This is a genomic window from Desulfosporosinus youngiae DSM 17734 (assembly GCF_000244895.1).
Classification (GTDB): domain Bacteria; phylum Bacillota; class Desulfitobacteriia; order Desulfitobacteriales; family Desulfitobacteriaceae; genus Desulfosporosinus; species Desulfosporosinus youngiae.
Genome location: NZ_CM001441.1, coordinates 1531740 through 1554127, shown reverse-complemented (window position 1 = coordinate 1554127; position 22388 = coordinate 1531740). Strand labels below are relative to the sequence as shown.

Genomic DNA, 22388 nt, shown 5'->3' with positions numbered 1-22388 from the left:
CCTCATATCCCCTTTCCGCTACTCAGCAAGGTCGGCCTTGACAGGAATCTTGATAAAAACCGTGGTTCCTGCGCCGGGCTGCGATTCTATTTTTAGAGAGCCTCCTAATAAGGACGCACGTTCTTGCATGCCGAAAAGCCCTAATCCATGACTGGGACTCGATGTCACATTTCCCGGATCAAACCCAACCCCATCATCTTCGATAATGGCCGTAACCCAGTTTTCTCTCCAGTTTAAGAGGACGGAAATCGATTGAGCCTTCGCGTATTTGGCTGCATTGGTCAGAGCTTCTTGAATCATCCGATAGAGAGCAACCTCAGCAGGGCCTGAAACTCTCTGTCCCTCAAAACCGGTTGTATGGAAGTCCACCTCTGTGCCGTACTTCTGTGCATAATCCCGGATATAGCGTTCAAGCGCCGGAACAAGACCCATATCATCTAAAATACTCGGTCGAAGCTCACGGGCCAGATGATGAACCTCCTCCAACGTCTGAGAAACAACTTGCCGCATCTCTTGAAGCCGCTCACCCACTGACCGCAAAGTAGCTTCGGATTCAAGCACTTTTAAACTGACCATTAACGAAGTCAGTGCCTGACTCGTTTCATCGTGAAGTTCACGGGAGATTCGCTTTCGCTCTTCTTCCTGCGCTGTCATCACTTTTTCCAGAAGTTGAACCCGCATCTCCTCTTTTTCTCTAAGCTGTTGGAGCAGTTCCTCACGTTCTTGGTCGTTTTCACTTAAGCTTGCCGTCATCTGATTAAAGGCTTTCGTCAAAACGCCGATTTCATCTACCGAATGCACAACACCTTGAACCTTTAAATCGCCCTGAGCAACCTTTTGAGTGAGAGAAACCAAATTATGAATTGGATGGGTTAAAACCCGTGTTAAAATAACCGCTGCCATAATACCCACAGCCGACACAAATAAGGCAATGGCCAGGAAACTCCAAACCATCGATAAAACGGCCTTGCGCAGCCCAGCCTCTTCCATCCCCACCCGGGCTATCCCTAACTTTCCGTTAAGAATCGGAACCGCGACATCCCGTACAACCCCGACTTCCGTCTGAAAAGCCGTTAGGTGATATCTCTCTTGTAAATCCACGGGGTTGGCTTTCAGTAGTTCTGCCGGAAAAGCCTCCCCATAAGTATGGGCTAGAACATTTCCCTGAGGATCAACAATAAAAATATACAGAACGTCCTGATTGTTTTTAACAGTTTCTTTAATCATCTCATAGACCGAATACGTATTATTAATGAGCAAATCGTTAGTCGCCCGGGCAGCTACATCACTCCCAATTGAAACGGCCCGTTTATCCAGTTGATCCCGCAGATTCGTCGTTAAAACATTTCCCATTTGCCAAACCATCATAGTTGTTAAAAGCACAACAACCCCAACCACTAAACCGAGAATTTTATATTGAATTTTTATTTTCATCAAAAATTGAATTACTCGTTGAGTCATTCGTTGTTTCATACATCAACTTATCCTTTCGGCTCCTATTGAGCAAGGGCAGGAATGGCATTAACCATTGTTTCAATCGGCTCATAAGCCTTAGGGTTGGGGAGAACGAACCGATCATATATCAGTGCTTTTAAAGCCTTCCGCCCGATTGGATCACTATCCATCTGGAGTAAGGCTTCCTGTAAGGCTGTTTTAAGATTGGGGTCAATTTGATGATTCACGACAACAGGAGGACTCCCCACTTCCGGTGACTCACCGATAATCCTCAATTTGTTCTTTAGCGTTGGATCCTTGCTCACGGCATACTGATAGACTAAGGAATCCACCCCTGCCGCGCTTACGACATTATCTAAAACGGCTTTAATCGAATTATCATGACTGTAGGTATAAACAACTCGGCCAAAAAAGTCCTGAGGCGTTGTTTTATGCTGAGTAACCATATAAGTGGGAGCAATGGTCCCGGAAAATGAAATCGGATCAGTAAAACCAAAAACTTGACCTTTTAAATCCATAATTTGCTGGATCGAGCTATTGGCATTCACAATAATATATGATTGATAGGTTGATTTACCGTTTACTTCCGGGACTGCGAGCAACTCCAGATTATCCTTTTCCCCGACAACATAGGCACCCGAACAAATGAAAGCAACATCTACCTGTTGGTTCTTGACTAATTCATTAATTTCTTGATACGTCTGACGCTGCACCAATTGAACCGTACGTCCAATCTTTTTTTGGAGATAATCCGCAAAGGGTTGATAATTTTCAACCGTTTCTCTCGGCGAAAGTACGGAGGATATCCCCACCTTCAAGACATCCTTATTTTCAAGCGGTTGTGGATTCGTTTGGGAATGATCGGAGGGCTTAATACTCACTTGCGGCAAATTCGCCGTTCCTTGACAACCAGATAGAGTCAACATCGAAAAGACAAGCAGAATAACGAGCTTGACATAGAAACCGGATCTGCATTTATTCACCGGTACCAACCTTCTTTCTAGAACAGGCTTTAGCCGAGCCTTTATAAAGATTCTTTCCTTCTTCATAATACTTTCACAACAAGTATATCATTCTTTTTAGGCCTTAACTATTTGTAATGATAGGATACCAAACAGGGTCACAATTAACTCCGTGTAGTAAAGAACCCGAACCCAGTAGTTAGCTACGAGGCTCGGGCCGATCATCCTGTTTTTCAGCTCGCTACATTGTCATTTTGATCTTGCTGCTTATCTTTCATTTCATTTTTCAAAGCGTTTTCCCCATTCGGTTCAGCTTTGAACTCCTTAATTCCCCATCCTAAGGCCTTTCCAACATCGGAAAGCTTTTCAGCTCGCTACAAGGTTCTTTCTTTGTTCCGTGCCAATATCACAAGGGTATTTTAACGGATTTTTCTTCATTTAACAATTAGGGAAAAACCTGTCATGTCAGGATATCCCCTAATTCAATAAAGGCGATTTTTGATCAGTCTTAGTAATAAAAATAGCTGCCCTAGTGATGACACAAACCACTACTTTGCGTTTTCTATTATCTTGACAATATCTTTAGGTTTTAAACCTTCCTTTACGATACAACTTTTTTATTAATGCCGAGAGCATATTGTGCATACTGATTGACCTGCTCCGCTGATACGGTCAGCCAAGCGACAGCCACTTCCGTATCGGTTATAAATTTCTATTTATTCTTCATTGCTTCAACGATCATTGCTTTAGGTGGAACCGCATATTCCTTTCCTTGATATACCCAAACCCGGCAGTCAACATCTTCACCGCATAAATCGCCGCAAGATTCGCATAAACTCTCTTTGACCTCCATTTGAATATCATGACCGTTCACTCGAATGGTAGGGGAACTGACGAACTTATATTGCTTAGCGAGCTCTTCAGTATTTACATTTATTTTATTTACAACCACTTCAACATCCGTTGCCTTAAGAACCGTTGATACTTCTGAAAGAGCTTCATCAAGGCTTGTATCTGTTCCCTGACAGCGTGTACAGACACTTACATCAAGAAACAATGAATCTATTATGATGCGTCTTTTTCCCATTTTGACGTCTTTTGAGGCATCACAACAACTAGGGCCACAGCCACAGCTTGTGGAACCATTGCTCTTTAACACATGAACCAGCTCCTTGTATTATTTATTTTTATATGACGACACAGCAAAAGTAAACAGGACGCAAGTAATTTCTATTTTCCAAAACCTTCAATTATTGCAATTTCTCTTATAGCCGATTATTTATAATTGGTTTCCAATAAATTTCACCTCACATCTATTTCTATCGATATGTTATAGTATATGCTTCATATCGATCTTCGTCAATATGCTTTCTGCTTTTGTATTTGACTTAGATTATCTTAATAAAAAGCAATCCCCACTCTATTGCCTTTACCAACGTATGCAGAGTGACCTTTGTATTCCCGATTTCGATATGATTGGGGTTGTAATCAGGCAGAAAAAGAGGAGAGCATCTCCATCTATCTAAATATTACAGGGGTGGCGTCCATTAGGGAAAAAGCTAATCTCTAATAATCTACCTTTTATTATTCTTTTTCCGCTGATAAAATATCGTAAAGTGAGCGGTTCACCTTCACGGTTCATCGTGAACCCTTCCTTAGTTCACTTACAAGTCAGACCTTCCTCTTGACGGGAAGGTCTGTATTTTACCCGCCTACCCAGAATCTGGCCGCTTCAAATAGTACATATTACTGCTCTTTCCACCGTTTTCGCGCCACCGCTGCTCTTTTTGAAGATATCCGCTCTTCTCTAGGTCGGCAATGGCACGCTTGACGGTGCTCCGGGACAGCTTCAGCTCCCTGGCGATGGTACCAATCGCCGGATAGCATTTGCCTTCCTTGCCGGAGCGGTCGGAAAGATACATATAGACGGACCTTGCGCGGTGCGGCAATTCGGAGGAATAAAGCAAGGTAAAGTACCCCATAGCGTCACCTCCTTGTGGACTTCTGCTTTTGAACAAACGGATCGAGATTGATCGCTGGTCCCGGCGTATGAGGCATTCCACCTGACCCGGACTCAGTAGTTTTTGACTCTTTCGGCCCGTCATCATAGACGGCGTGGCGCCGGATGATTTCTTCCTCTAGGGTGAACCGGTCGGCGTACTCCACTTTTCGGGCGGATTGCTCCGCAATCTCATAGGGCTTGCCGAAGACGATCCCCCATGCAAGGAAGAGCTTTAGCCGTGTCCGCATTGGATAGGCCCCTGTTTTAGTCACGATAAAATGACCCTTGGGCATAGATTTCAGCTCGTCGGAGGTCATCAGCGGTCGTTCGATCATCTGCAGGGATTGGCTGGGATCGTTCTTCCCGCGGCTGACAGAGCCGCTCATAACCGTCTTACTGCCGAGGGCCTTCGATAATATCTGTGCCGATTTCATCAAGGAACATCATCACCCGGTTAGGGAGCTTGCCGCCATACTCGTCGTCTACCGAGAGAATTTCCCTGTAGAGCTGCTGAACGATCAGACTGATGATGAAATACTTCGTGTTATCTCTTCTGGCATAACTAGAAAAATAGCACTTTTTCAGTACAAACCTTTCAGGGTCGATGGCCGTATCAAAACACAGCACCTGCTCCAGTTCGGAGTCCAGAAAGGCGTTGAGCCTTGAAAGGGCAGTAGAGAGGACGCTCTGCATGGCCTGTTCCGCAGAATTAAGAGCCGCGCCTGCAAACCATTTGGTTTTGTGTTCGTCCGGCAGGTGAGCCAGAAGGAGCTGGAACAGGGTGCGTCCCTTAACGCCGCTGGGTGCCAGCAGATCCTGAATGAGCTTGAACACAGACACAATGTGCCGCTGCTTTGGTTCGCAGTATTCAGCAATCAAAAGAATGACAGATGTCAGAAGCCCTTCCGCCGCATCGTAGAAGAATGCGTTTTGCCCTGCGGACGCCACATCAAAGCCTCCGGAGTTGATGATGGTTTTGGCGGTGATCTTGGCGTATTTTTCTGCTCTGGCTTTGTACGCCAGATTCTGAGGATTGGTAAGGTACAGATCCATGTACCGGTTGACGAGATGGAGAAGATTATTGCCGTCCGAGCGGGTGGGGTTTCTCAGGTCAATGACGGCCACCTGGTAGCCATAAAGCTCCTCGGCAATGCTACCGTAATTGCGGTAGAGGTCACCTTTGGTATCCGTCGTGATAAAACTCATGCCGCAGGCACAGGTATATTCCAGGGATAAAAAGCCGATCACGCCGAACATGGTCAGCGCCACGACGACCAGTGTAATGATTTGGGATACCTGCACGGTGCTCCCCCTTACATTGTCATGGTTAAATTTCGGGTTTGATCTTGTTTCGGCAGCATAACCTGTGGTTCCCGTTCAATGAACATCCTCGTCCCAACACAGTCCAAAGCAAGACGAAGATAGGAACTGGCAAGGTACCGCTGATCTTCCACTCCCCGAATTCCAGGCTTATGTGCGATACGGTCTATATCTGTTAGATCCCGTCGTATATCCTCCATCCGGGTGCGCAGCCACCCCCTGTCCACATGGGGACGGTAGCTGGACTGCAGTTTTTTAATGAGCTGTTCTGCTGTCACAGGACGCCCCATCTGCCGGCATAACTCCTTGGCCAAAAGCAGCTCTAAGCATCAAAGTAATGCCTGTCCAGCCAGAGAGGTAAGCAATTATCGGATAAGAAACATAGTTTATGAAGGTTTTTATAATAGCCAACCCGACCATGATTATCAAAATGTCATTGAGAACTGCAAAAAACATCTCATTGAAATGAAGTACATACCTTTAGCACAACAGGGACAGGACGATTATATTTTTGTGGACAAGCCTTTGGACTTCCTCCTTCCCGGAGAACATGAAGCCTATTTAAAGAAATTTGGGATTGAGGAGCGGAGTCATTCAAAAGCTCAAGTACCTTATACTATTCAATACCACGCAATAACCGATAAAGACGTAGCGGCGCCTTGCTCAATCACATGTTTGATCCAGAGCATTATGACGATCCTTTTGAAGAAATGCACCCATCTGCCGCCGCTCCATCCAAGAATTTATCATGCGAACTGTGTGACGGGCACTATGTAGTGAGGCACGGGACGCATGGCGCTTTCTTCGGCTGCAGCAATTTTCCCCGATGCCGAAGCACGAAGACCATTGAAGAGCAAACATATGCCTGGTTTAAGGAGCAAGGAATTCGTATCTATGAGGTCGAACAGCCCTGCTGGAAATGTGGGAAACCGATAAAACTTCGCAGCTACTTTCCCCATCTTGATCTTCTGTTGGATCAGCCTGAACTGGCTCAAAAACTGGATTTAAGCATCATTCGGCTGAGTATTGTTGATACATTGGATGAGTATCTTTCCTCTAAGTACCAAGAAATATATTCGAGGTTCAGCAAGAAATTTGATGGCGAGTATGTGGCAAATAATTGCCCCTATTGTCACAGCCTACAAGGCAATACTATGTCACTCAAAACTGCCTATAACTATTTGACTGAGCGGATTAGAAAACGTCAGTGATGATAAGAGCGTTTTGATTTTGATCCTCTATACAAACTAAAGCACTCTTTCGTTCCAAGTGAAACCAAAGAGCACTAACAACGAAACAATCCGGACTGAGCAAATTCCCCCGCTCAACGATGTGATCGAGGATCTTGATCGTACGGGCAAAAAGGTCCACCTGACCACCACTGATCCCTCCGCCCATCTCAAATTCGTGCTTGATGAGAGCAGTGGTATCACCATGAGCCATATCGATGAACAGGCTGAACTGGCCAAGTATCAGGAAGAGGTTCTGGCCAAAGCCCGGGAAACCATGTCTGAGGCGGATATCACCTATATCGAAGAGGATTTGCAGCGAGCGGGAATTGCAACAAAGTGGTGGCTGATCAATTCTTCCCTTTACCGGACCGGTACCAGCAATCAGCTGTTGTCAGCCAAAGCCGGCCATGAAGTTAAGTGGATCAACAAAGTCGCTGAGCATTCAAACGGGCACTTTGCAGTTATTGCCTGAAGTGCTGATGAGATTAAAGGAGATAAACTGCTCAGTCTGTAAACTACAACCAATGCTTCCTCTTTGTTATGAGACCGGAAACGGTCTCTTTTTGCATATCCACCATCAATACTCTGACATAGAGCTGCAGGGAGAGTTACCCGGGTGTCTGGGTCAGATGTATTTAAAAATGATGAAAGCGGCCCAACGGCCGCCTTTCACTTTCTACTCTTCATCATATTAAATTATTTTATATTTCAGCGACCTGCTCCCTACTTCTTTTGAGAGCAGCATAGAACATTTCTTTCATCATAGTACATATTGCAATCATCATCCAGAATCTCTTTGATCTTTTTCTTGGCACGGTGTAATCGGATTTTGGCATTGTCCAGGGAACAATTAAGGATTTCTGCGATTTCCTGATTGCTATAGCCATTGATATCCAGATACAAAGGAGTGCGGTAATTTTCACGTAACAGCTGGATTTTGCTTCTAATACATTCCGACATCAGTTTTTGTTCTACTTCTTCAGCAGAGCTGTCTTCCGTAATCACTTGCCCCTCAAAGTCATCGATCAAAATGGGATTTTTCTTCCGCACGTGATCCAGAAACAAATTGTAGCCAATTCTGTTTAACCAAACGATGATGCTGGCTTCATGTCGGAACGTATCCAGCTTATTCAGCGCTCTGATAAAAGTCTCCTGAACCAGATCCTCAGTAAGAACAGGATCATTTGTGGCATTTAACAGAAATGAAAAAACCTTGGGGTAATTCTCTTGATAAAGCTCTGTAACCTTGGGGTCCTGCATGCTCATTGGATCTCACTCCTACTCTTCTCAGAAGCTCAGGTCCTACTCATCCAAACTTTTACCTGTGGGCATTAGTTATTTTCTCAATTGTATCATATAGAGCTTGTAGGCTACCATCTTTTGGGTCATCACATTTTTGAGCTTTATGAATTCATGACGTTCCATTAACTCCAGCACCAGTTGCTTATGCATTAGCCTCATTGCTTTGCTGACTCTCTGTTTTCAGCTCCGAGATTGGTCTTTCTTTAACTGGCAAATAACTGAGTGCAGCAACAAAACTCAAAAGTATTGCCGTTATCCAGATCGCCTGATATGAGCCGGTCCGATCGAACAGCACTCCCCCCAACCAGCCTCCGGCAAAGCTGCCGATCTGATGCATGACAAAGATTAGGCCCGAAAGGGTGGAAAGGTATTTGACCCCAAAGATAGTCGCTAAAGTCCCATTGGTCAGAGGTACCGTTCCCAGCCAGATCAGCCCAATCGCACCTGAGAACAGATACACCGTAGTTTGACTGATCGGCGTTAAGATAAATATCAGGATAATTATTGCCCGGAGAAAAAAGATGGCGCTGAGCAAATAAGGTTTGGGAAACTTGCCTCCCAAATATCCGGCCAGTAAAGAACCAAGCATATTAGTAAACCCAATGATCGCCAAGGCGTTTACCGCAACGGTTTGCGTAAGTCCCTGGTCTTGAACATAGGCCGCTAAGTGCGTAAGCATAAAAACAACCTGAAAACCGCAAACGGCAAACCCAATACCTAATAACCAGAAATCCCGATGCTTAAATGCCTCACTCAATGCTGAGCCTGTATCCCTTTTTTCCTGAAGCGGCTTCTTCTCCTCAATCAGCCCTATGGAGAGCACGAACATTAGGATACAGGTCATGGCCAGTATAATGATCGTCTTAAACCAGCCAAAAGAGTTGATCAATGACTGTGCAGAAGGGGGAACCACGAACATACCAAAGGATGCACCCATTCCTGCAATACCCAGCACCAGACTCCTTCTTCTCGCTTCAAATGCCCGGCCCAGTGCGCCAAAAATAACCGCAAAGCTGCTTCCGCCCAGTCCTATCCCGATCAGCACCCCAGCGCTGAGGGTTAGCCCTACACCAGTTGAAGAGTAGGCCATAAATGCCAGTCCCAGTACATAAGCTAAGGCTCCAATCAGCAAAGCCTTACTGGTTCCATATTTGTCGGCAATCCAGCCTGTAAAAGGCTGAGTAATTCCCCAAACCAAATTCTGTAGTGCCAATGCCAAAGAGAACGTCTCCCTACCGTATCCCAAATCGCCGGTCATAGGTTTTAAGAAAATCCCAAAGCTTTGCCGGAAGCCCAAAGCCAGGGCTAATATAATACTGCCGCATATCAACATCATGAGAGGTGATGCTGCAAAAGTCCGTTTATTATCCTTCATGCTCTTTCTTCTTTCTTTTAGAAATCATCCAGTATCCGCATGACTGAAATACTCCAGCCATGCGGACAGAATCTGCAGAACAATTTGCTTTCATTGGTCTCAAGTGATCTAGCAACATTTGCCGCTGCTTTTTGCCGGGTTGGCAATAAGCTCCGCAGGGTTTGAAACCAGTTTATCCATACTGTTAGCTGCCCCGCTTCTCACTGTTCTTCCGACTTCAATCGCCTCTTTGATTTCCTCTTCTGTAAGTCCAGCCTTTAAACCCTTATTGACATGGGTCTGGATACAGGGATGACAATTTGCTGCCACAGAAGCGCCTATGGCAATCAGCTCAACTGTTTTAACATCAAAGCTCATTTTCAATACACCTCCTTTTACCCTTATAGACGAAATAGAAATTAAAAGGATACACCCCAAAAACTGATCCATAAAAAGAACAGAGGAATGCAGCTTTTGTTACATTCCGGCTGGAAGGATGATCCGCCCTTCGTTATCTACGACAGCTTTCATTCCAATAATCTTCATAGAGATTTCCTCCTTAAAATTGACCCCCAGAATGGGGTTAGAGTTGCTAGTCAAATAACTAGTCGGCATCGAAAAGATTGATTTGGGATGGCATATCCCGGATCCGCTCTCCGGTGTCATAATTGGAAATCAGGACTTCAGCATATTCACTGCCGTTCTCGTAGCGCTGGGCCAGGTTATTGATGCGGCTGACCGCCTCGATGCTGAAGTCCTGATACAATTCCCTGATGAACTCGCAATCATTGTAGCTGAGCAGCCATTTCCCCTGGCAGCCGGCCAAGGTATCCCGCAGCCTGGCGTGATCTTCTTTCTTGAATTCCACAGCGTAATGACCTTCCGTCTGGTAATAGGGAGGATCACAATAGATGAAGGCGCTCTCCCGGTCGTACTGGCGAATGAGTTCTGCAAAGTCTTTGTTCTCGATCACCGTATTCTTGAGTCTCCGGCTTCCCTGCCAGAGCAGATGGAATGTTTTCCGGATATCAAAAGGCTGGCAGCTGTAACTGGTGTAACCGCTGCCGTAGCTGTAACGGATCAGTTTATAAAAGGCGGCAGCGCGTTTGACGTCGTTCATCTGAGCGTTTTCCAAAAGGATCGGCTTGATTTCCTCAAACTGCAGTTCTGAAAGATGCCGCTCGGCAAGCTCCAGTTCCTCCTGCAGGTACGGGTTGGTGAATTCATCCTTCTCCAGATATTTTTTCAGGACACTGAATTCATCACGGCCATTGAGAGGAAAGAAGTTCAGTTCCTTTAAGAAAGCCAGGGGACGGTCACGGACACAGCGGAACAGGTTGGCCAGGTCAGAATTAAAATCGTTGTAGACTTCCATAGGTGTGTTGGGCGGTTTGCCAAAGATCACCCAGCCACCGCTGCCGAACACCTCAATGTACCGTTCAAATTCTTTGGGCATGCGCTGATAGATCAGATCCCGTAGGGCTTTCTTACCGCCTACCCAGCTGATGATGCTGTTCATTCCATCACCTGCCTTCGCTTCGGCGGCTGATTTTCTCCACTTCGGTTTTCAGGCAGGAGCCGCCAGGACTCCAGCAGATAAAACCGACACTGGGATAGGAGCAGCCCTCACAGCAGGCAGGATTTTGGGGCTGGGGCACGGTGCATTTGTTGGGCGGACCAATCGTTCCTTCGCTGGTTCTTGCTTCTGGGGTTACATCATGGTTCATGATTCAGCTCCTTTCTCGGAAAAACAAAAAAGGCGCTGCCTTTTTTGTAAAGACAGCGCCTTCTCGTTCTTTAATTGAGTTGTATGGGCTACAGCATCTGCTGACCAAGCTGTGAATTGGAATACTCCAGCATCATCTCCCGGTCGTTACGACAAATGACGCCATAGTCTGTTGCGTGGACATTGGTTTCCCGCATCCATTTGAAACCGGAGCGGAAAAAGTCAATGAGCTTTAGCTCAGGAGCATCTTCGGGTATCTGATAACGATTCAGGAATTTCTGCATTGCATAATCCTCCAAGGAGGATAGCTCTGGATAAAAGTCAAAGCAGTCAAGGTTTTGGGTAAGGTCAAGCACATAATCGATGCCTTTGCCATAAGCAATTTCAAACACGGCTTTAAACTTCGGAAATTCACCCCTATGCTCCAGCTCACGAATGCGTTCTGCGAGCAAATTCATTTTATCGATATCCTCACTGAGAGAAAGGGCATACTCCAAAGAAGGGAAGGGACTCTCACATTGACAAATCACACACTCCTCAAGAGACTCACGCCTAGCTGTTCTATGGCCACAATGATTTCTTTTTCAGCAGCCGGCAGAAGAAGCGATACGGTATGCTCGAAATCAGGAACAGCGGGAGTTAAGGCGGCATCCATAAGCCGGAGCTTTAAAACATAGGGAGGCTCCTCCGGCAGATCAGGCAGATGAGTACCATCATAAACTTCATTCCAACCTCCGGACCCTTTTACTACATAGCATCCCTTGTAATAAATACCGCCCTCCGCTTCCCTCTCACGACGGCCGATTTTCTCGTAATCCAATAGTTCCAGCATCTCTTCTTGATATTCAGGAGGTATATGGTTGATTGCATCAATGAAGTCGTTGTATACGTAGAACTCTCCAAGTTCACGGTCATTCCTTGCCGAAATCACATGGACCTCGCCTAAATTGTAGGTCAGATTGATAAGGTCACGCATTCCCATTCTTTCATCGCCCTTGATGACGCATCCGGCAAAGGCGATCCTTTCATACTCATCCATAGTACTGATGCGCCAAGATAAACATTAAGCTTGAAAATATATTCTTTGTCATCGGCGGGACCAAGCTGTATTTGCATATTGCTTCTGGGATCAGGGGCCGTGTGTGGTTTCAGCTCCTGCTCGGACTTAAGAACGTGCTTGCCACTGTTCCAGAAGCTGACGGAGGTTTCATCGTCCTGTGTTTTGATGGGACGCTGCCCGGCTACTTCACTTCGGCCATCTGCATTTTGACCGATCACAAAATCCCGAGGCTTGGCTGTTTCCTCATCGGAAAAAGATGCTCTTAACCTAGCGGTCACAGCTCGCCACAATTCGCTGTCGATAATCCCCACTGACGGGCACACTCTGTAGTCCTTTTCTTTGAGAGTACCTCCGCCAATTTGTTCTTCTTCTGAAATGGTTTGAGTAGGATTGCTATCGTTTTTCACCACATATCCAAGGAGAGTATATGCTCCGCCATGGTTGGACTCGTATACCGCTGCCACCTTTTCATAATCCAGATAGGGCCACGCGCTATCATGAATATCAATGTCACCGCTTTCCACAAGGTAGATGCCCAGCTCTCTCGGAGTAGTGACATCCTGAAAGAATTTATAACTTTGCAGATTGCCTGTAATTCTCATAAGATCTTCAATCCCATTCACCGATTCCAAGTCCAGCGCGGCGGAGAAGATGGCCGCATCCCTATCGGACATTTTATTAATCACCGTTGCCAGGGTATCTAACTGTGCAAGGGAATCATCTTCATGAATGTACCTTTTCAAGTTGGAAACGGAAGATATGGTTGCCGATATGCGAGTGTTCAGGTTTTCTGAGTCAATGCCATCCAGTACTGCATGGACTTCGCCCATCTCTGCGGGAGATGTGGGCAGGTCAAGCCAGACACCTTGCCCTTGGTTACCCCTGGTCAGAAATACTTTTAACATGTTGGTTCCTCCAATTATTTTTTATTGAGTTCTTAAAAAAGGCATAAAAAAACGGGCATATCTTCGTTGCGAAAATATGCCCGCTCCTTTTGCTGTGTTTTCTATATTCAGTTGTTTGCGATGGAGCTGATGTCATCTATAAAATGGGCTAAAAATAGAGGCCAAAAAATGCGTTTTTTGGCCCCCATTTTTGCCTGTTTTTTGCTCCCCAAACGCTATATATGGTGTCTGAACCGTCTTATTTGCCCCTTTGGCCACTAGACGTCATCATTATTGTACTCTCAACGTGCTGTGCTTTTAAAAGGATATCCATGCTCCCATGTAGAGAGCGGCTATTACGGATCTTCTTTCTAGTGGAGTTGTTACAATTTCAATCCACGCTCCCGTGTAGAGAGCGACATAGGTACCTGGCGTTCCGCGATACTCCATGCCCGATTTCAATCCACGCTCCCGTGTAGAGAGCGACAGCAAAAACTAATAAAAACCGTCTTATTTCAGATAGTCTTACCCTATTTTATTCCGTTGTTCACCAAAAACCCAGCCATTCCCTAATAGTCTCTACATATTTCAGTAAATTCTCACACGCTTCGCGGTGCGAACCCCCCAGGAATTTTATGTTCACTACACATTCGCACTAAAATAATGCGTATATCCTCAATCTCCTTTTCTTGATATACCTTCGACCTAAATATTAGAAAAGACAGCGTTTTTATTTTAGATGCGAATGCATTTTTTACTCAATTAGAGCCACGCACTTGGAGAGAATAGTTCGTTTTATAATTAGTAAGGCCAATAGAAAACACCTCTTTTATTTGGTATAGTGGGTTTGACTAGAACACTGATTGGAGCTGCAAAAGTTGAATTATTAATGAAGCAACTACCCGAAGGGGGCACTATAAATATGAAAAGAAAATTAATCAACTGGATAATATTGGTCGCAGCAATTGGGATGATGCAATTTGTTATTTATCCCACATTTATTGCTCCATATACACCGATAAATACCGGCGATGGAAGTAGTAAGATTGGTGATACTGTGACCGTTGATAACCTGGAATATACTATTAACCAGACTAAATCCGATGCCTATTCTGGTGGGACTTTAGCCTATATTTTAGGAACTGGCAAGAAAACAGTCCATGTATCTGTAACAATTAAGAATTCCACGAAAAAGGATTATAGTTTTAATGTCAATCTCCATTTTGTGGTTATCGGTGCTAAGAAAGATTCTATCCCAATTCCTTTATCTACTACAAATTTAAATCAGACTATCCTGGCAGGAGGAACTATTCAAGGCGAATTTTCCTATGAAGCCCAATCTAACCACAAATATTTTATTATGAATATATTAAAGAACACAAATGATGAATTTGATCCTTCAGCAGAAATAGCCCTGATCAATTTAGTAACCCCATAGAATTCCGGCCGCAGCCCGAGCAGTTTCTCAAACTCCCGAACTTCAACATCAACCTGATAAATTTTCCGGAAAAATAAAATCCCTTTCTTCTCGCACCCTATAAAAAGGATGCTGCCTTCCGTCACAATCCAATATTATCTACAGAACAAAGGATTTACGAACTCGTCATTTAGACAGGCAAAACCGAAATAATATAGCCGCCGGCTATTAAGCTCAGAACATTGGCCGCAACAACATAAATCCTGACCCGGCAGGGGGAATGTTCCCGGATGAGATAAGCAAGGCCTATAAGTTCAGCCGCAAAGACAAAGAACTCGCCAACGATCAGATTGATCAGCAAATAACTGGGCAGCAGCGAACCCCCATAATTCAGCCAAATATTCAAGGCCCCTTGGGTCACCAGATTGACAGCCAGAAAGATCAGCCAGCTTCTCCCGCTTCTAAAGCCAAACAGCCAAAAGACAGCCCCTTCTATCATCAGGGTAAGCACCACCCTGATTGACACCAAAATCCCCCGGCGAAAAGGATATTGGCCGAGGGTAAGCTTTTGTTCCCCTAAATCTAAAGTGAAGACGTTATTGTAACCCGCCAGGGGAGTATCCAGACTGCATTCAAAACTGTTCCCCTCCGCTGGGACCTTGAACCTGTAGTTATCACCGGCCTGCATATCCCGGGAGTAGAAAACGTAATACCCTTCCCAGGCAGCCCTCCGCACCGAGGCTTCAGGTTTATTGTCGTTAGATACCATTACAATCGAAAGATCATCCGGCGGATTATTGATAAGAATAACCAGTGACGGCGGCTCCGCAGAATTTGCCAAAGCTGCCCCAGGCAGAATGGATATCAGCAACGCACATAATGCCATAACCAATAGGAAATATTTGCTGGATTTGTTCATCTCAAAACCCCTTATAAAAATCCTGCCTTGGGAAAACACCTGAGCTTTAATTCCGAAAAACCCAGAAATAGTTATTGTTAAGATATAGCCATACTAATTAAGTTGAGCTGCCACTTTCCGCCTGTAAATACTGCCTCATAGCTGGGAAAAACCGCTCCTGTATTTCCAAACCAGGATACTCCGGTTATTTTCGCCTTATCCTCATCATATTCCTTTATTTCTACCCACAACAAGGAACCGTCCAAGGTTCTTATTAACCTGCCGTCAGCATCAACTTCAAAGTGGCTATTATCGATCTTATCTTTATCAAAGCCGTAGACATTCTCGGACAGACTCTTTAACTTATTTAACACCTCTGATTTTGCCTCATCACCCAGCCCGGCCAAGGTATCTAATTTTACGGCAATAAATCCGTTGCCGCCATTCTCCTCTCGAAAGGCACCTTCCATCACGGCCAGGTATAAATCCATTCGCTTTCTTTCATCGGCACTGACTTTTTGATCAAAAACTTTATTGCCCTCATTATTGGCATTTTCCTCAGCCGAACTGCAGCCGGCAAGCAACCCGGTAATGACCGCCGTCATAATAATCAGCCCTATAAAAAGCCTTCGTTTCATTTCCTCACCCTTTTCACGTCATTTCTTAATATAGACGGAAACCGAGGCGAGTTTCTTCTGTCTTAATTTCATAATTTCAGCTTAACGTTCGAAATAGTCACCAGCCACTTCGAAAAAGCTTCCCACTTCCGGCAAACTTCAGCCGGAAAATCTTCTCCCGGAGCCTCACTCTCGGTTATCACTTCGTCCTGGTGAGGCCCATAGTATCCTACCGCTGAGGCGTTAAGGAAAACCTTCGGCTTTATTATCCCTCATTAATGGCCGTAACAAGCGAGCACGTACTCTTAATCCTGCTGTTCACGATCTCCTGCTTCACTGACTCACTCCAGCGGCGATTACCGATGGACTCACCGCTGTGGTCCCAGTCTCAAAGGCTTTTCTCCGTTGTTATGAAAATATGATTAAAAACAGGCAAACCGTTGCTCCACCATGTTTGGAAATAATCCTCTGTCATTGTCCTATTCCCTGAAAGGTCGGCATTTTCATCCCCATCCCTGCCGGAATCAAAAAAATACAACTCCTGTTTAACATCGTCATAACCTACCAATGTCATATAGTGCTGCCAGAATAGTCCATTACCCACCAGAACGATCAGCGGCTTATTCCCCTGCACAAGCCTCGTCTTTAAAGAATTGAGATCTCCTTGATAAATAGCCGGCTGATATCCCTGAGAGCGAAGATAGGTTATGATTCCCTTGGGCAAAACATAGCCTGAAACCGGAATTTTATAAGGAATGTCCGCATAGACCTCCGCTCCCCCAAGGTTTTGACCCAGATTTCTTAGAACAAAAGCAGTGGAAAATGCCGCACACTGACTTTTTCCCTGGCGTTCAAATCCGGTATTGATGGGTACCGCAAATTGAGTGGGCAACTTGTCCTCCGCTGTCAATTCTTTGGTCGGAAAAGGTGTCAGAACATGAATGATTCCAGCCAGGAGCAAAAACAGTATACCTACCAACAGCCATTTTATGCCCTTTTTCTTTTTTAATCTCATATCAGCCTCCAAGCTTTCGCTTCTGGTTGTTTTCTAAGTCTCCTTAATTATCCATCACGCAAAAAATGGTCCATCCCTGGGAATGCAAATACCGATATACTTGGTAATTCAACATCCTTACCGATTCCACCTTCCGGGTGGATATAAATGGGCACAATATTACTGAACAACCCTTTGGCAGGTGATATGATATGGACAATAACAAAAACCACAGGTACATTGTGAACGAGGGAGAATAAGAGGTACCAGATCTCTAAAGATCTAACCCGACCAAGTTAAACCAAGCAGTTTCAAACATCTATATTGACTAGCCGGTATAACTATTTTAAACTTAATTCAGACGAACGGAGGTGAATTAATGAGTGAAACCTTAACGGCTGCCGAAGCTGCTAAAATCCTGAAAGTTTCAACATACACCCTTTATGAGCTTGTTAAACGCGGCGAGATACCAGCCCACCACATAGGCCGACAACTTCGCATTAACCCGGCTGTTCTACAGAAATACCTACACGGAACAGCTGACAGTCCCACTGCACAGTCAACTACATCTCATAATTCACCTGCTTTGCCAATGCTTCGCTTTATTGGAAGTCACGATCCTGTCGTCGAACTGCTTTTTGAGTTTCTCAGGCATTCTGCAATACCTGTCGAGTCTTCTCTATCATTTAAAGGGAGTATGGATGGACTTATTGCCCTCTATCGCCGAGAAGCGGATATTTCGGGAGTACATCTTTGGGATGAATCCTCCAAAGACTATAATATCTCCTTTGTCAAGCATGTTCTTCCCGGGGAATCCTTTTGTATCGTGAATTTAGTTCAACGGGAACAAGGGTTCATCGTTGCCCCCGGCAATCCTTTTAATATCCGGACCTGGGCCGACATTTCAATAGAAGGTTTGCAATTTATCAACCGGCAAAAAGGATCCGGAACCCGTCTGCGCCTTGATGCTTTTCTTAAATCTGCTAAGATTTCTCCCGGCCGGATTTTAGGCTATGAACATGAAGAAACCACCCACTCCGGAGTTGCTTGCCTCGTAGCGAGTGGACAGGCCGATGCCGGCCTCGGAGTAAAATCAGCGGCCCAAAGGCTTGGCCTGGGTTTTATCCCTCTATTTAATGAGCGCTATGATCTCGTCTGTTTAGGGAAAACCGCTAAATCTCCTGTTTGGCAACGACTGCAGGAAGTTTTAAATTCCCCGGGATTCATTCAGGCTATTAACCAACAGCAAGGGTATGATACCTCTTTAACAGGCAGCATAATTTTAAAAACTTAATAATGAAGTTACTTAATTAATAAGGCGAAAGGAAATGACATTAAATGAAGATTAGACATTACATTAATTCTAGTTTCGCACTCCTTATTATTGCCCTTATGATACTCGCCGTAGGGTGCGGAAAAACAACTCCGGCACCTCAAACATCTGAACCTCCAAAACCTGCAAACCCCGACTTGATTTTAGCTACCACCACAAGTACCCAAGACAGTGGTCTGCTCGATGCCCTTATCCCTGTTTTCGAACAAAATACGGGCTATAAGGTCAAAACAGTTGCTGTAGGTACAGGAGCTGCTTTAGCCATGGGGGAAAAAGGGGATGCAGATGTACTATTAGTACATGCTCCCGCCTCGGAAAAAAAATTAGTTGACAACCAAACCGCCATCAACTACCAACTTGTTATGCATAACGATTTCATTATCGTAGGCCCTGCTGCTGATCCTGCTAAAGTTAAAGAGACAAAAACAACGACAGACGCCTTAAAAGCTATAGCTGCCAGTTCCTCAATCTTTGTCTCCCGCGGGGATGATTCCGGAACCGACAAAATGGAAAAAGCTTTATGGACCCAAGCTGCTGTTAAACCTTCTGAAGATAAATATCAAGCAACCGGGCAGGGCATGGGACAGACCCTCACCGTGACTTCTGAGAAAGAGGGATATACCTTAACAGACCGGGCAACCTTCCTGGCGACTCAGAAAAACTTAACCCTTGAGATCCTGCTTCAAGGAGATGCGTCCCTCTTAAATATTTATCACGTCATGCAAGTTAATCCTGAAAAGTTTCCTAAAGTAAATGCCGATGGAGCTAAAGCTTTTGTGGATTTTATGACAAGTCCGGACACTCAGACACTGATCGGTACCTTTGGCAAAGACAAATATGGCCAGGCCCTCTTCTTTCCTGATGCCGGCAAAAAAATGGAGGACCTGGGCAAGTAAAACACATTATTCAACGTAAGGAAGGAACTGTCGCTTAAGTGGAAATGATTTGGGAAGGAATCCGAGCAGCCATTCACCTCCTGTTGACCGGAGATCCCGAAGTTTTGGAAATTACCTGGCTAACCCTCAAAATTTCCGGTGCCGGAACACTAATCAGCCTCCTCATCGGAATTCCCTTTGGTACACTCCTAGCTCTCAAACCCTTCCCGGGACGGCGCTTTATTCTAAGCATCGTCAACACCGGGATGGGTTTGCCTCCGGTAGTCGTTGGCTTATGGGTTTCCATCTTTCTTTGGCGCTCCGGCCCTTTTGGTTTCTTAAACATCATCTATACTCCAACCGCCATTATCATTGCCCAAGCTATTATTGCCTCTCCTATTATCGCCGCCTTGACCTGTGCCGCTCTTCAACAAACGGATCCAAAACTAAGACTTCAAATCCGGGCGCTGGGGGCTACCCGTCTGCAATATATCGGGCTGCTTCTCAGGGAAATCCGTTTTGCTCTTTTGGCCGCCATTATTGCCGGATTCGGCGCTATTGTCTCTGAGATCGGGGCATCAATGGCTGTCGGAGGAAATATTAAAGGACAGACCCGAGTACTTACCACGGCAACTGTCCTGGAGGTCTCGAAAGGCAACTTTGACATTGCCATTGCCTTAAGTATAATTTTATGCCTCTTAGCCTATGGGGCCACCTTATGCTTAACTTTACTTCAACAGAAACAACAAGGAGGCTCTTAATGCTCAAAGCTCAGGAGATTACTTGGGTACAGGATCATAAAACTATTTTACAGAGTATAAATTTCCATTTGTTGCCGGGAGAATGTGCTGGTCTCATCGGTCCGAATGGATCCGGCAAAAGCAGTTTGTTGAAAATCCTGGCTTTTTTAGAGACTCCATCCTCCGGACAGCTCTTTTTTCAAGACCAACCCGTACCTAAAAACGTCCCCCTCGCTATTCGGCGAAAAATCGCTATTGTCTTTCAGGAGTCCCTCTTACTAAATACCCGTGTTTTTGACAATGTGGCTGTCGGCTTAAAACTTCGCGGTGTCTCCGGAGCAACTATCAAAAAACGAGCAGACTATTGGCTGGAGCAATTTGGAGTAAGCCATCTTGCTAAGCAGTCGGCACGCTCTCTCTCAGGCGGAGAAGCCCAGCGGGTCAGTTTAGCACGGGCCTTTGCCATTGAACCGGACGTTTTGTTTCTGGATGAACCCTTTTCTGCCCTGGATGCTCCCACCAAAGAGGGACTCCGGGTCGACCTGGCCAAAGTTTTTAAATCCACCCAAACTACCACCGTCTTAGTAAGCCATGATTTTAAAGATATAGCTCATTTAGCCAACCGGGCTGTGATTCTGCTCCATGGGCAAGTCGCGGCGGAAGGTGCTCCTGCTGAACTGCTAAAAAATCCTCAGCAAGAAGATGTCACCCGTTTTCTCGCTCACTTTACGTTCTGAGTAGGTTAAGGCATAGAAAAAAATAGAGAGTAAGATCAGCCATTAGTTTGCCGGTCTTACTCTCTCTCGGTTCAGGCAGCTTTTAAATTATCCTTGGACACTCTATGTTACATTGCGTTCTTATAGATTTGAATCACTTGTTCAAGTGTGGCAGTACGAGGATTAGTTAATTGACAAGCATCTAATTTCGCATTGGTGGCCATCACAGTTAAGTCTTCTTCTTTAACATTCAATTCATTTAACCCGGAAGGAATTCCGACATCAGCGGACAATGTGGCGATGGCGGTTAAGCATTTTTCTGCAGCTTCTCTGACCGAAAGTCCATCAATATTTTCTCCCATTGCCTCAGCAATCTCAGCAAAACGATCGAGATTACCGATCATATTGAAGCGACAAACGTGGGGAAGAAGGATCGCGTTACAGACACCATGAGGCAAATTATAGAATCCGCCTAATTGATGTGCCATCGCATGAACATAACCTAAGCTCGCATTATTAAACGCCATACCAGCCAATAATTGTGCATAAGCCATCTTGTCACGAGCCTCAAAATCATCGCCATTTGCTACAGCACGGCGCAGATATCTGGGGATAAGTTTAAACGCCATTAAGGCAGCCGAATCAGTCACCGGCGTGGCAGCTGTGGAAACATAAGCCTCGACAGCATGAGTAAGAGCATCCATCCCGGTAGCGGCAGTTAAGCTGGGCGGTTGTTTCATCATTAACAAAGGATCATTAATCGAAACATTCGGGGTTACATGCCAGTCAACAATAGCCATTTTTATATGTCGCTCAGCATCCGTGATAATACAGAATCTTGTCATTTCAGCGGCTGTACCGGCCGTCGTGTTAATGGCAATCATTGGAGCCATCGGCAATGGAGATTTATCGACCCCTTCATAATCATTAATTCTTCCGCCATTACCTGCCACCAGGCCAATCCCTTTGGCGCAATCATGGGAAGATCCTCCGCCTACGGAAACGATCAGGTTACATCCTTCTTTCGTATAAATGTCATATCCATCATGCACGTTTTTATCCGTCGGATTTGGTTCAGCACCACCAAAAATTACAACTTTGACGCCTTCTTTTTCGATGATATCAGCAATTTCTTGGGCCATTCCTATTTTTTCGAGAAAGGCGTCGGTCACCAGCAGAACTTTTTCTCCACCCAGTAATTTTGCTTGTTTGCCAGTTTCTTGTGCTGCTCCGGCACCCATTAGGTTAACTGTAGGCATGTAATACCCATACACTTGATGAATAATTGACATTTTTCTTTCCTCCCAAATGTTTATTATATAATGTTGCATATTTATAATTGCAATATCCATGCCAAAATTCTGAAAATTTTAGTAATAAAATTCACAAACCTTGCTATTCCTATAATTCTTTATGATCTACTTCTAAATTTATAAGATTATATTTATCTGTAAATTTAATCTACTCAGTTTTTTTGCTCTAATTTGATTCACTTTGCAAT

At 45.0% G+C, this 22388-nt stretch carries 26 protein-coding genes and 2 pseudogenes; 8 read left to right on the top strand and 20 right to left on the bottom strand.

Annotation, left to right across the window (positions count from 1 at the left end; translation table 11 throughout):
• Positions 1-18: 18 nt before the first annotated feature.
• The 7 genes from DESYODRAFT_RS07415 to DESYODRAFT_RS07390 form a co-directional block, all read right to left on the bottom strand.
• Positions 19-1473: a HAMP domain-containing sensor histidine kinase gene (locus tag DESYODRAFT_RS07415; RefSeq protein ID WP_007781350.1), complete on the bottom strand. Its 1455-nt coding sequence runs from the start codon at positions 1471-1473 to the stop codon at positions 19-21.
• Between the two features lie 23 nt (positions 1474-1496).
• The gene (locus DESYODRAFT_RS07410; protein WP_007781347.1) at positions 1497-2438 is read right to left on the bottom strand and encodes a substrate-binding domain-containing protein; all 942 of its coding nucleotides are present in this window, start codon (positions 2436-2438) and stop codon (positions 1497-1499) included.
• A 691-nt stretch (positions 2439-3129) separates the two neighbouring features.
• Entirely contained in the window at positions 3130-3576 is a 447-nt protein-coding gene (locus tag DESYODRAFT_RS07405; RefSeq protein ID WP_242833557.1) for a DUF2703 domain-containing protein, read from the bottom strand.
• Positions 3577-4129: 553 nt separating this feature from the next.
• On the bottom strand, positions 4130-4399 hold the full coding sequence (locus tag DESYODRAFT_RS07400; RefSeq protein WP_007781345.1) for a helix-turn-helix domain-containing protein: 270 nt from the start codon (positions 4397-4399) through the stop codon (positions 4130-4132).
• A 4-nt stretch (positions 4400-4403) separates the two neighbouring features.
• A complete protein-coding gene (locus DESYODRAFT_RS29875) occupies positions 4404-4853 on the bottom strand; it encodes a type IV secretory system conjugative DNA transfer family protein (RefSeq protein WP_427854310.1) in 450 nt (149 codons plus the stop codon).
• Complete coding sequence (locus DESYODRAFT_RS29870) at positions 4813-5721, bottom strand: type IV secretory system conjugative DNA transfer family protein (protein ID WP_427854309.1); 909 nt, start codon at positions 5719-5721, stop codon at positions 4813-4815. Before DESYODRAFT_RS29870 ends, DESYODRAFT_RS29875 begins: the two co-directional genes overlap by 41 nt.
• Positions 5722-5732: 11 nt before the next feature.
• On the bottom strand, positions 5733-6017 hold the full coding sequence (locus tag DESYODRAFT_RS07390; RefSeq protein ID WP_157137127.1) for a hypothetical protein: 285 nt from the start codon (positions 6015-6017) through the stop codon (positions 5733-5735).
• On the opposite strand from DESYODRAFT_RS07390, the gene DESYODRAFT_RS29055 reads away from it, so the two are divergent.
• From DESYODRAFT_RS29055 to DESYODRAFT_RS07375, 3 genes and pseudogenes are all read left to right on the top strand, one after another.
• Positions 5998-6516: a hypothetical protein gene (locus tag DESYODRAFT_RS29055; RefSeq protein WP_242833555.1), complete on the top strand. Its 519-nt coding sequence runs from the start codon at positions 5998-6000 to the stop codon at positions 6514-6516. The genes DESYODRAFT_RS07390 and DESYODRAFT_RS29055 overlap by 20 nt on opposite strands.
• Positions 6516-6950, top strand: a complete 435-nt coding sequence (locus DESYODRAFT_RS29050; protein WP_052315248.1) for a topoisomerase DNA-binding C4 zinc finger domain-containing protein — start codon at positions 6516-6518, stop codon at positions 6948-6950. Before DESYODRAFT_RS29055 ends, DESYODRAFT_RS29050 begins: the two co-directional genes overlap by 1 nt.
• Positions 6951-7026: 76 nt before the next feature.
• A pseudogene (locus DESYODRAFT_RS07375) lies at positions 7027-7443 on the top strand (arsenical pump-driving ATPase); the annotation flags it as partial.
• Between the two features lie 251 nt (positions 7444-7694).
• Here DESYODRAFT_RS07375 and DESYODRAFT_RS26570 read toward each other — a convergent pair.
• The 8 genes from DESYODRAFT_RS26570 to DESYODRAFT_RS26555 all read right to left on the bottom strand — a co-directional run bounded on the left by DESYODRAFT_RS26570 (position 7695) and on the right by DESYODRAFT_RS26555 (position 13318).
• The gene (locus DESYODRAFT_RS26570) at positions 7695-8237 is read right to left on the bottom strand and encodes an RNA polymerase sigma factor (RefSeq protein WP_007781339.1); all 543 of its coding nucleotides are present in this window, start codon (positions 8235-8237) and stop codon (positions 7695-7697) included.
• A 178-nt stretch (positions 8238-8415) separates the two neighbouring features.
• Positions 8416-9648, bottom strand: a complete 1233-nt coding sequence (locus tag DESYODRAFT_RS07365) for an MFS transporter (RefSeq protein WP_007781335.1) — start codon at positions 9646-9648, stop codon at positions 8416-8418.
• Between the two features lie 108 nt (positions 9649-9756).
• Positions 9757-10005 carry a carboxymuconolactone decarboxylase family protein gene (locus tag DESYODRAFT_RS07360; protein ID WP_007781334.1) on the bottom strand — a complete coding sequence of 83 codons (249 nt, stop codon included), beginning with the start codon at positions 10003-10005 and terminating at the stop codon, positions 9757-9759.
• Positions 10006-10231: 226 nt separating this feature from the next.
• Positions 10232-11146 carry a DNA adenine methylase gene (locus tag DESYODRAFT_RS07355; protein ID WP_007781332.1) on the bottom strand — a complete coding sequence of 305 codons (915 nt, stop codon included), beginning with the start codon at positions 11144-11146 and terminating at the stop codon, positions 10232-10234.
• A gap of 4 nt (positions 11147-11150) precedes the next feature.
• Complete coding sequence (locus DESYODRAFT_RS07350; protein WP_007781330.1) at positions 11151-11354, bottom strand: hypothetical protein; 204 nt, start codon at positions 11352-11354, stop codon at positions 11151-11153.
• A gap of 88 nt (positions 11355-11442) precedes the next feature.
• Positions 11443-11811, bottom strand: coding sequence for a hypothetical protein (locus tag DESYODRAFT_RS26565; protein WP_157137125.1), 369 nt, complete (start codon positions 11809-11811; stop codon positions 11443-11445).
• Between the two features lie 68 nt (positions 11812-11879).
• The gene (locus DESYODRAFT_RS26560) at positions 11880-12335 is read right to left on the bottom strand and encodes a hypothetical protein (RefSeq protein WP_052315246.1); all 456 of its coding nucleotides are present in this window, start codon (positions 12333-12335) and stop codon (positions 11880-11882) included.
• Positions 12308-13318, bottom strand: a complete 1011-nt coding sequence (locus DESYODRAFT_RS26555; protein WP_052315245.1) for an antirestriction protein ArdA — start codon at positions 13316-13318, stop codon at positions 12308-12310. The genes DESYODRAFT_RS26560 and DESYODRAFT_RS26555 overlap by 28 nt, the downstream gene beginning before the upstream one ends.
• 901 nt (positions 13319-14219) lie before the next feature.
• On the opposite strand from DESYODRAFT_RS26555, the gene DESYODRAFT_RS07330 reads away from it, so the two are divergent.
• Positions 14220-14735: a DUF4352 domain-containing protein gene (locus DESYODRAFT_RS07330; protein WP_007781328.1), complete on the top strand. Its 516-nt coding sequence runs from the start codon at positions 14220-14222 to the stop codon at positions 14733-14735.
• A 169-nt stretch (positions 14736-14904) separates the two neighbouring features.
• On the opposite strand, the gene DESYODRAFT_RS07325 is transcribed toward DESYODRAFT_RS07330, so the two are convergent.
• From DESYODRAFT_RS07325 to DESYODRAFT_RS07315, 4 genes and pseudogenes are all read right to left on the bottom strand, one after another.
• Entirely contained in the window at positions 14905-15633 is a 729-nt protein-coding gene (locus DESYODRAFT_RS07325) for a hypothetical protein (RefSeq protein WP_007781326.1), read from the bottom strand.
• 77 nt (positions 15634-15710) lie between these two features.
• Positions 15711-16250 (bottom strand): hypothetical protein, encoded by a 540-nt coding sequence (locus DESYODRAFT_RS07320; protein ID WP_007781324.1) that lies wholly within the window; start codon positions 16248-16250, stop codon positions 15711-15713.
• Between the two features lie 119 nt (positions 16251-16369).
• A pseudogene (locus DESYODRAFT_RS29045) lies at positions 16370-16605 on the bottom strand (TIGR01777 family oxidoreductase); the annotation flags it as partial.
• Positions 16606-16617: 12 nt separating this feature from the next.
• Complete coding sequence (locus tag DESYODRAFT_RS07315; protein WP_007781322.1) at positions 16618-17244, bottom strand: cysteine peptidase family C39 domain-containing protein; 627 nt, start codon at positions 17242-17244, stop codon at positions 16618-16620.
• Positions 17245-17602: 358 nt separating this feature from the next.
• On the opposite strand from DESYODRAFT_RS07315, the gene DESYODRAFT_RS07310 reads away from it, so the two are divergent.
• The 4 genes from DESYODRAFT_RS07310 to DESYODRAFT_RS07295 are packed head-to-tail and all read left to right on the top strand — an operon-like array spanning position 17603 to position 20908.
• The gene (locus DESYODRAFT_RS07310) at positions 17603-18517 is read left to right on the top strand and encodes a helix-turn-helix transcriptional regulator (protein WP_007781319.1); all 915 of its coding nucleotides are present in this window, start codon (positions 17603-17605) and stop codon (positions 18515-18517) included.
• A gap of 44 nt (positions 18518-18561) precedes the next feature.
• The gene (locus DESYODRAFT_RS07305) at positions 18562-19452 is read left to right on the top strand and encodes an ABC transporter substrate-binding protein (RefSeq protein ID WP_007781318.1); all 891 of its coding nucleotides are present in this window, start codon (positions 18562-18564) and stop codon (positions 19450-19452) included.
• A 38-nt stretch (positions 19453-19490) separates the two neighbouring features.
• On the top strand, positions 19491-20192 hold the full coding sequence (locus DESYODRAFT_RS07300; protein WP_007781316.1) for an ABC transporter permease: 702 nt from the start codon (positions 19491-19493) through the stop codon (positions 20190-20192).
• Positions 20192-20908, top strand: coding sequence for an energy-coupling factor ABC transporter ATP-binding protein (locus DESYODRAFT_RS07295; RefSeq protein ID WP_007781314.1), 717 nt, complete (start codon positions 20192-20194; stop codon positions 20906-20908). Before DESYODRAFT_RS07300 ends, DESYODRAFT_RS07295 begins: the two co-directional genes overlap by 1 nt.
• A 107-nt stretch (positions 20909-21015) precedes the next feature.
• Here the strand turns inward: DESYODRAFT_RS07295 and DESYODRAFT_RS07290 are convergent, their stop codons facing one another.
• Complete coding sequence (locus DESYODRAFT_RS07290; protein WP_007781313.1) at positions 21016-22179, bottom strand: iron-containing alcohol dehydrogenase; 1164 nt, start codon at positions 22177-22179, stop codon at positions 21016-21018.
• Positions 22180-22388 lie beyond the last annotated feature (209 nt).

Coding starts and splice junctions, on each gene's coding strand:
- DESYODRAFT_RS07415 (WP_007781350.1), bottom strand. CDS start 1,473: ATGAAACAACGAATGACTCAACGAGTAATTCAATTTTTGATGAAAATA.
- DESYODRAFT_RS07400 (WP_007781345.1), bottom strand. CDS start 4,399: ATGGGGTACTTTACCTTGCTTTATTCCTCCGAATTGCCGCACCGCGCA.
- DESYODRAFT_RS29875 (WP_427854310.1), bottom strand. CDS start 4,853: ATGAAATCGGCACAGATATTATCGAAGGCCCTCGGCAGTAAGACGGTT.
- DESYODRAFT_RS29055 (WP_242833555.1), top strand. CDS start 5,998: ATGAGCTGTTCTGCTGTCACAGGACGCCCCATCTGCCGGCATAACTCC.
- DESYODRAFT_RS26570 (WP_007781339.1), bottom strand. CDS start 8,237: ATGAGCATGCAGGACCCCAAGGTTACAGAGCTTTATCAAGAGAATTAC.
- DESYODRAFT_RS07365 (WP_007781335.1), bottom strand. CDS start 9,648: ATGAAGGATAATAAACGGACTTTTGCAGCATCACCTCTCATGATGTTG.
- DESYODRAFT_RS07360 (WP_007781334.1), bottom strand. CDS start 10,005: ATGAGCTTTGATGTTAAAACAGTTGAGCTGATTGCCATAGGCGCTTCT.
- DESYODRAFT_RS07355 (WP_007781332.1), bottom strand. CDS start 11,146: ATGAACAGCATCATCAGCTGGGTAGGCGGTAAGAAAGCCCTACGGGAT.
- DESYODRAFT_RS07350 (WP_007781330.1), bottom strand. CDS start 11,354: ATGAACCATGATGTAACCCCAGAAGCAAGAACCAGCGAAGGAACGATT.
- DESYODRAFT_RS26565 (WP_157137125.1), bottom strand. CDS start 11,811: ATGAATTTGCTCGCAGAACGCATTCGTGAGCTGGAGCATAGGGGTGAA.
- DESYODRAFT_RS26560 (WP_052315246.1), bottom strand. CDS start 12,335: ATGGGAATGCGTGACCTTATCAATCTGACCTACAATTTAGGCGAGGTC.
- DESYODRAFT_RS26555 (WP_052315245.1), bottom strand. CDS start 13,318: ATGTTAAAAGTATTTCTGACCAGGGGTAACCAAGGGCAAGGTGTCTGG.
- DESYODRAFT_RS07330 (WP_007781328.1), top strand. CDS start 14,220: ATGAAAAGAAAATTAATCAACTGGATAATATTGGTCGCAGCAATTGGG.
- DESYODRAFT_RS07325 (WP_007781326.1), bottom strand. CDS start 15,633: ATGAACAAATCCAGCAAATATTTCCTATTGGTTATGGCATTATGTGCG.
- DESYODRAFT_RS07320 (WP_007781324.1), bottom strand. CDS start 16,250: ATGAAACGAAGGCTTTTTATAGGGCTGATTATTATGACGGCGGTCATT.
- DESYODRAFT_RS07315 (WP_007781322.1), bottom strand. CDS start 17,244: ATGAGATTAAAAAAGAAAAAGGGCATAAAATGGCTGTTGGTAGGTATA.
- DESYODRAFT_RS07310 (WP_007781319.1), top strand. CDS start 17,603: ATGAGTGAAACCTTAACGGCTGCCGAAGCTGCTAAAATCCTGAAAGTT.
- DESYODRAFT_RS07305 (WP_007781318.1), top strand. CDS start 18,562: ATGAAGATTAGACATTACATTAATTCTAGTTTCGCACTCCTTATTATT.
- DESYODRAFT_RS07295 (WP_007781314.1), top strand. CDS start 20,192: ATGCTCAAAGCTCAGGAGATTACTTGGGTACAGGATCATAAAACTATT.
- DESYODRAFT_RS07290 (WP_007781313.1), bottom strand. CDS start 22,179: ATGTCAATTATTCATCAAGTGTATGGGTATTACATGCCTACAGTTAAC.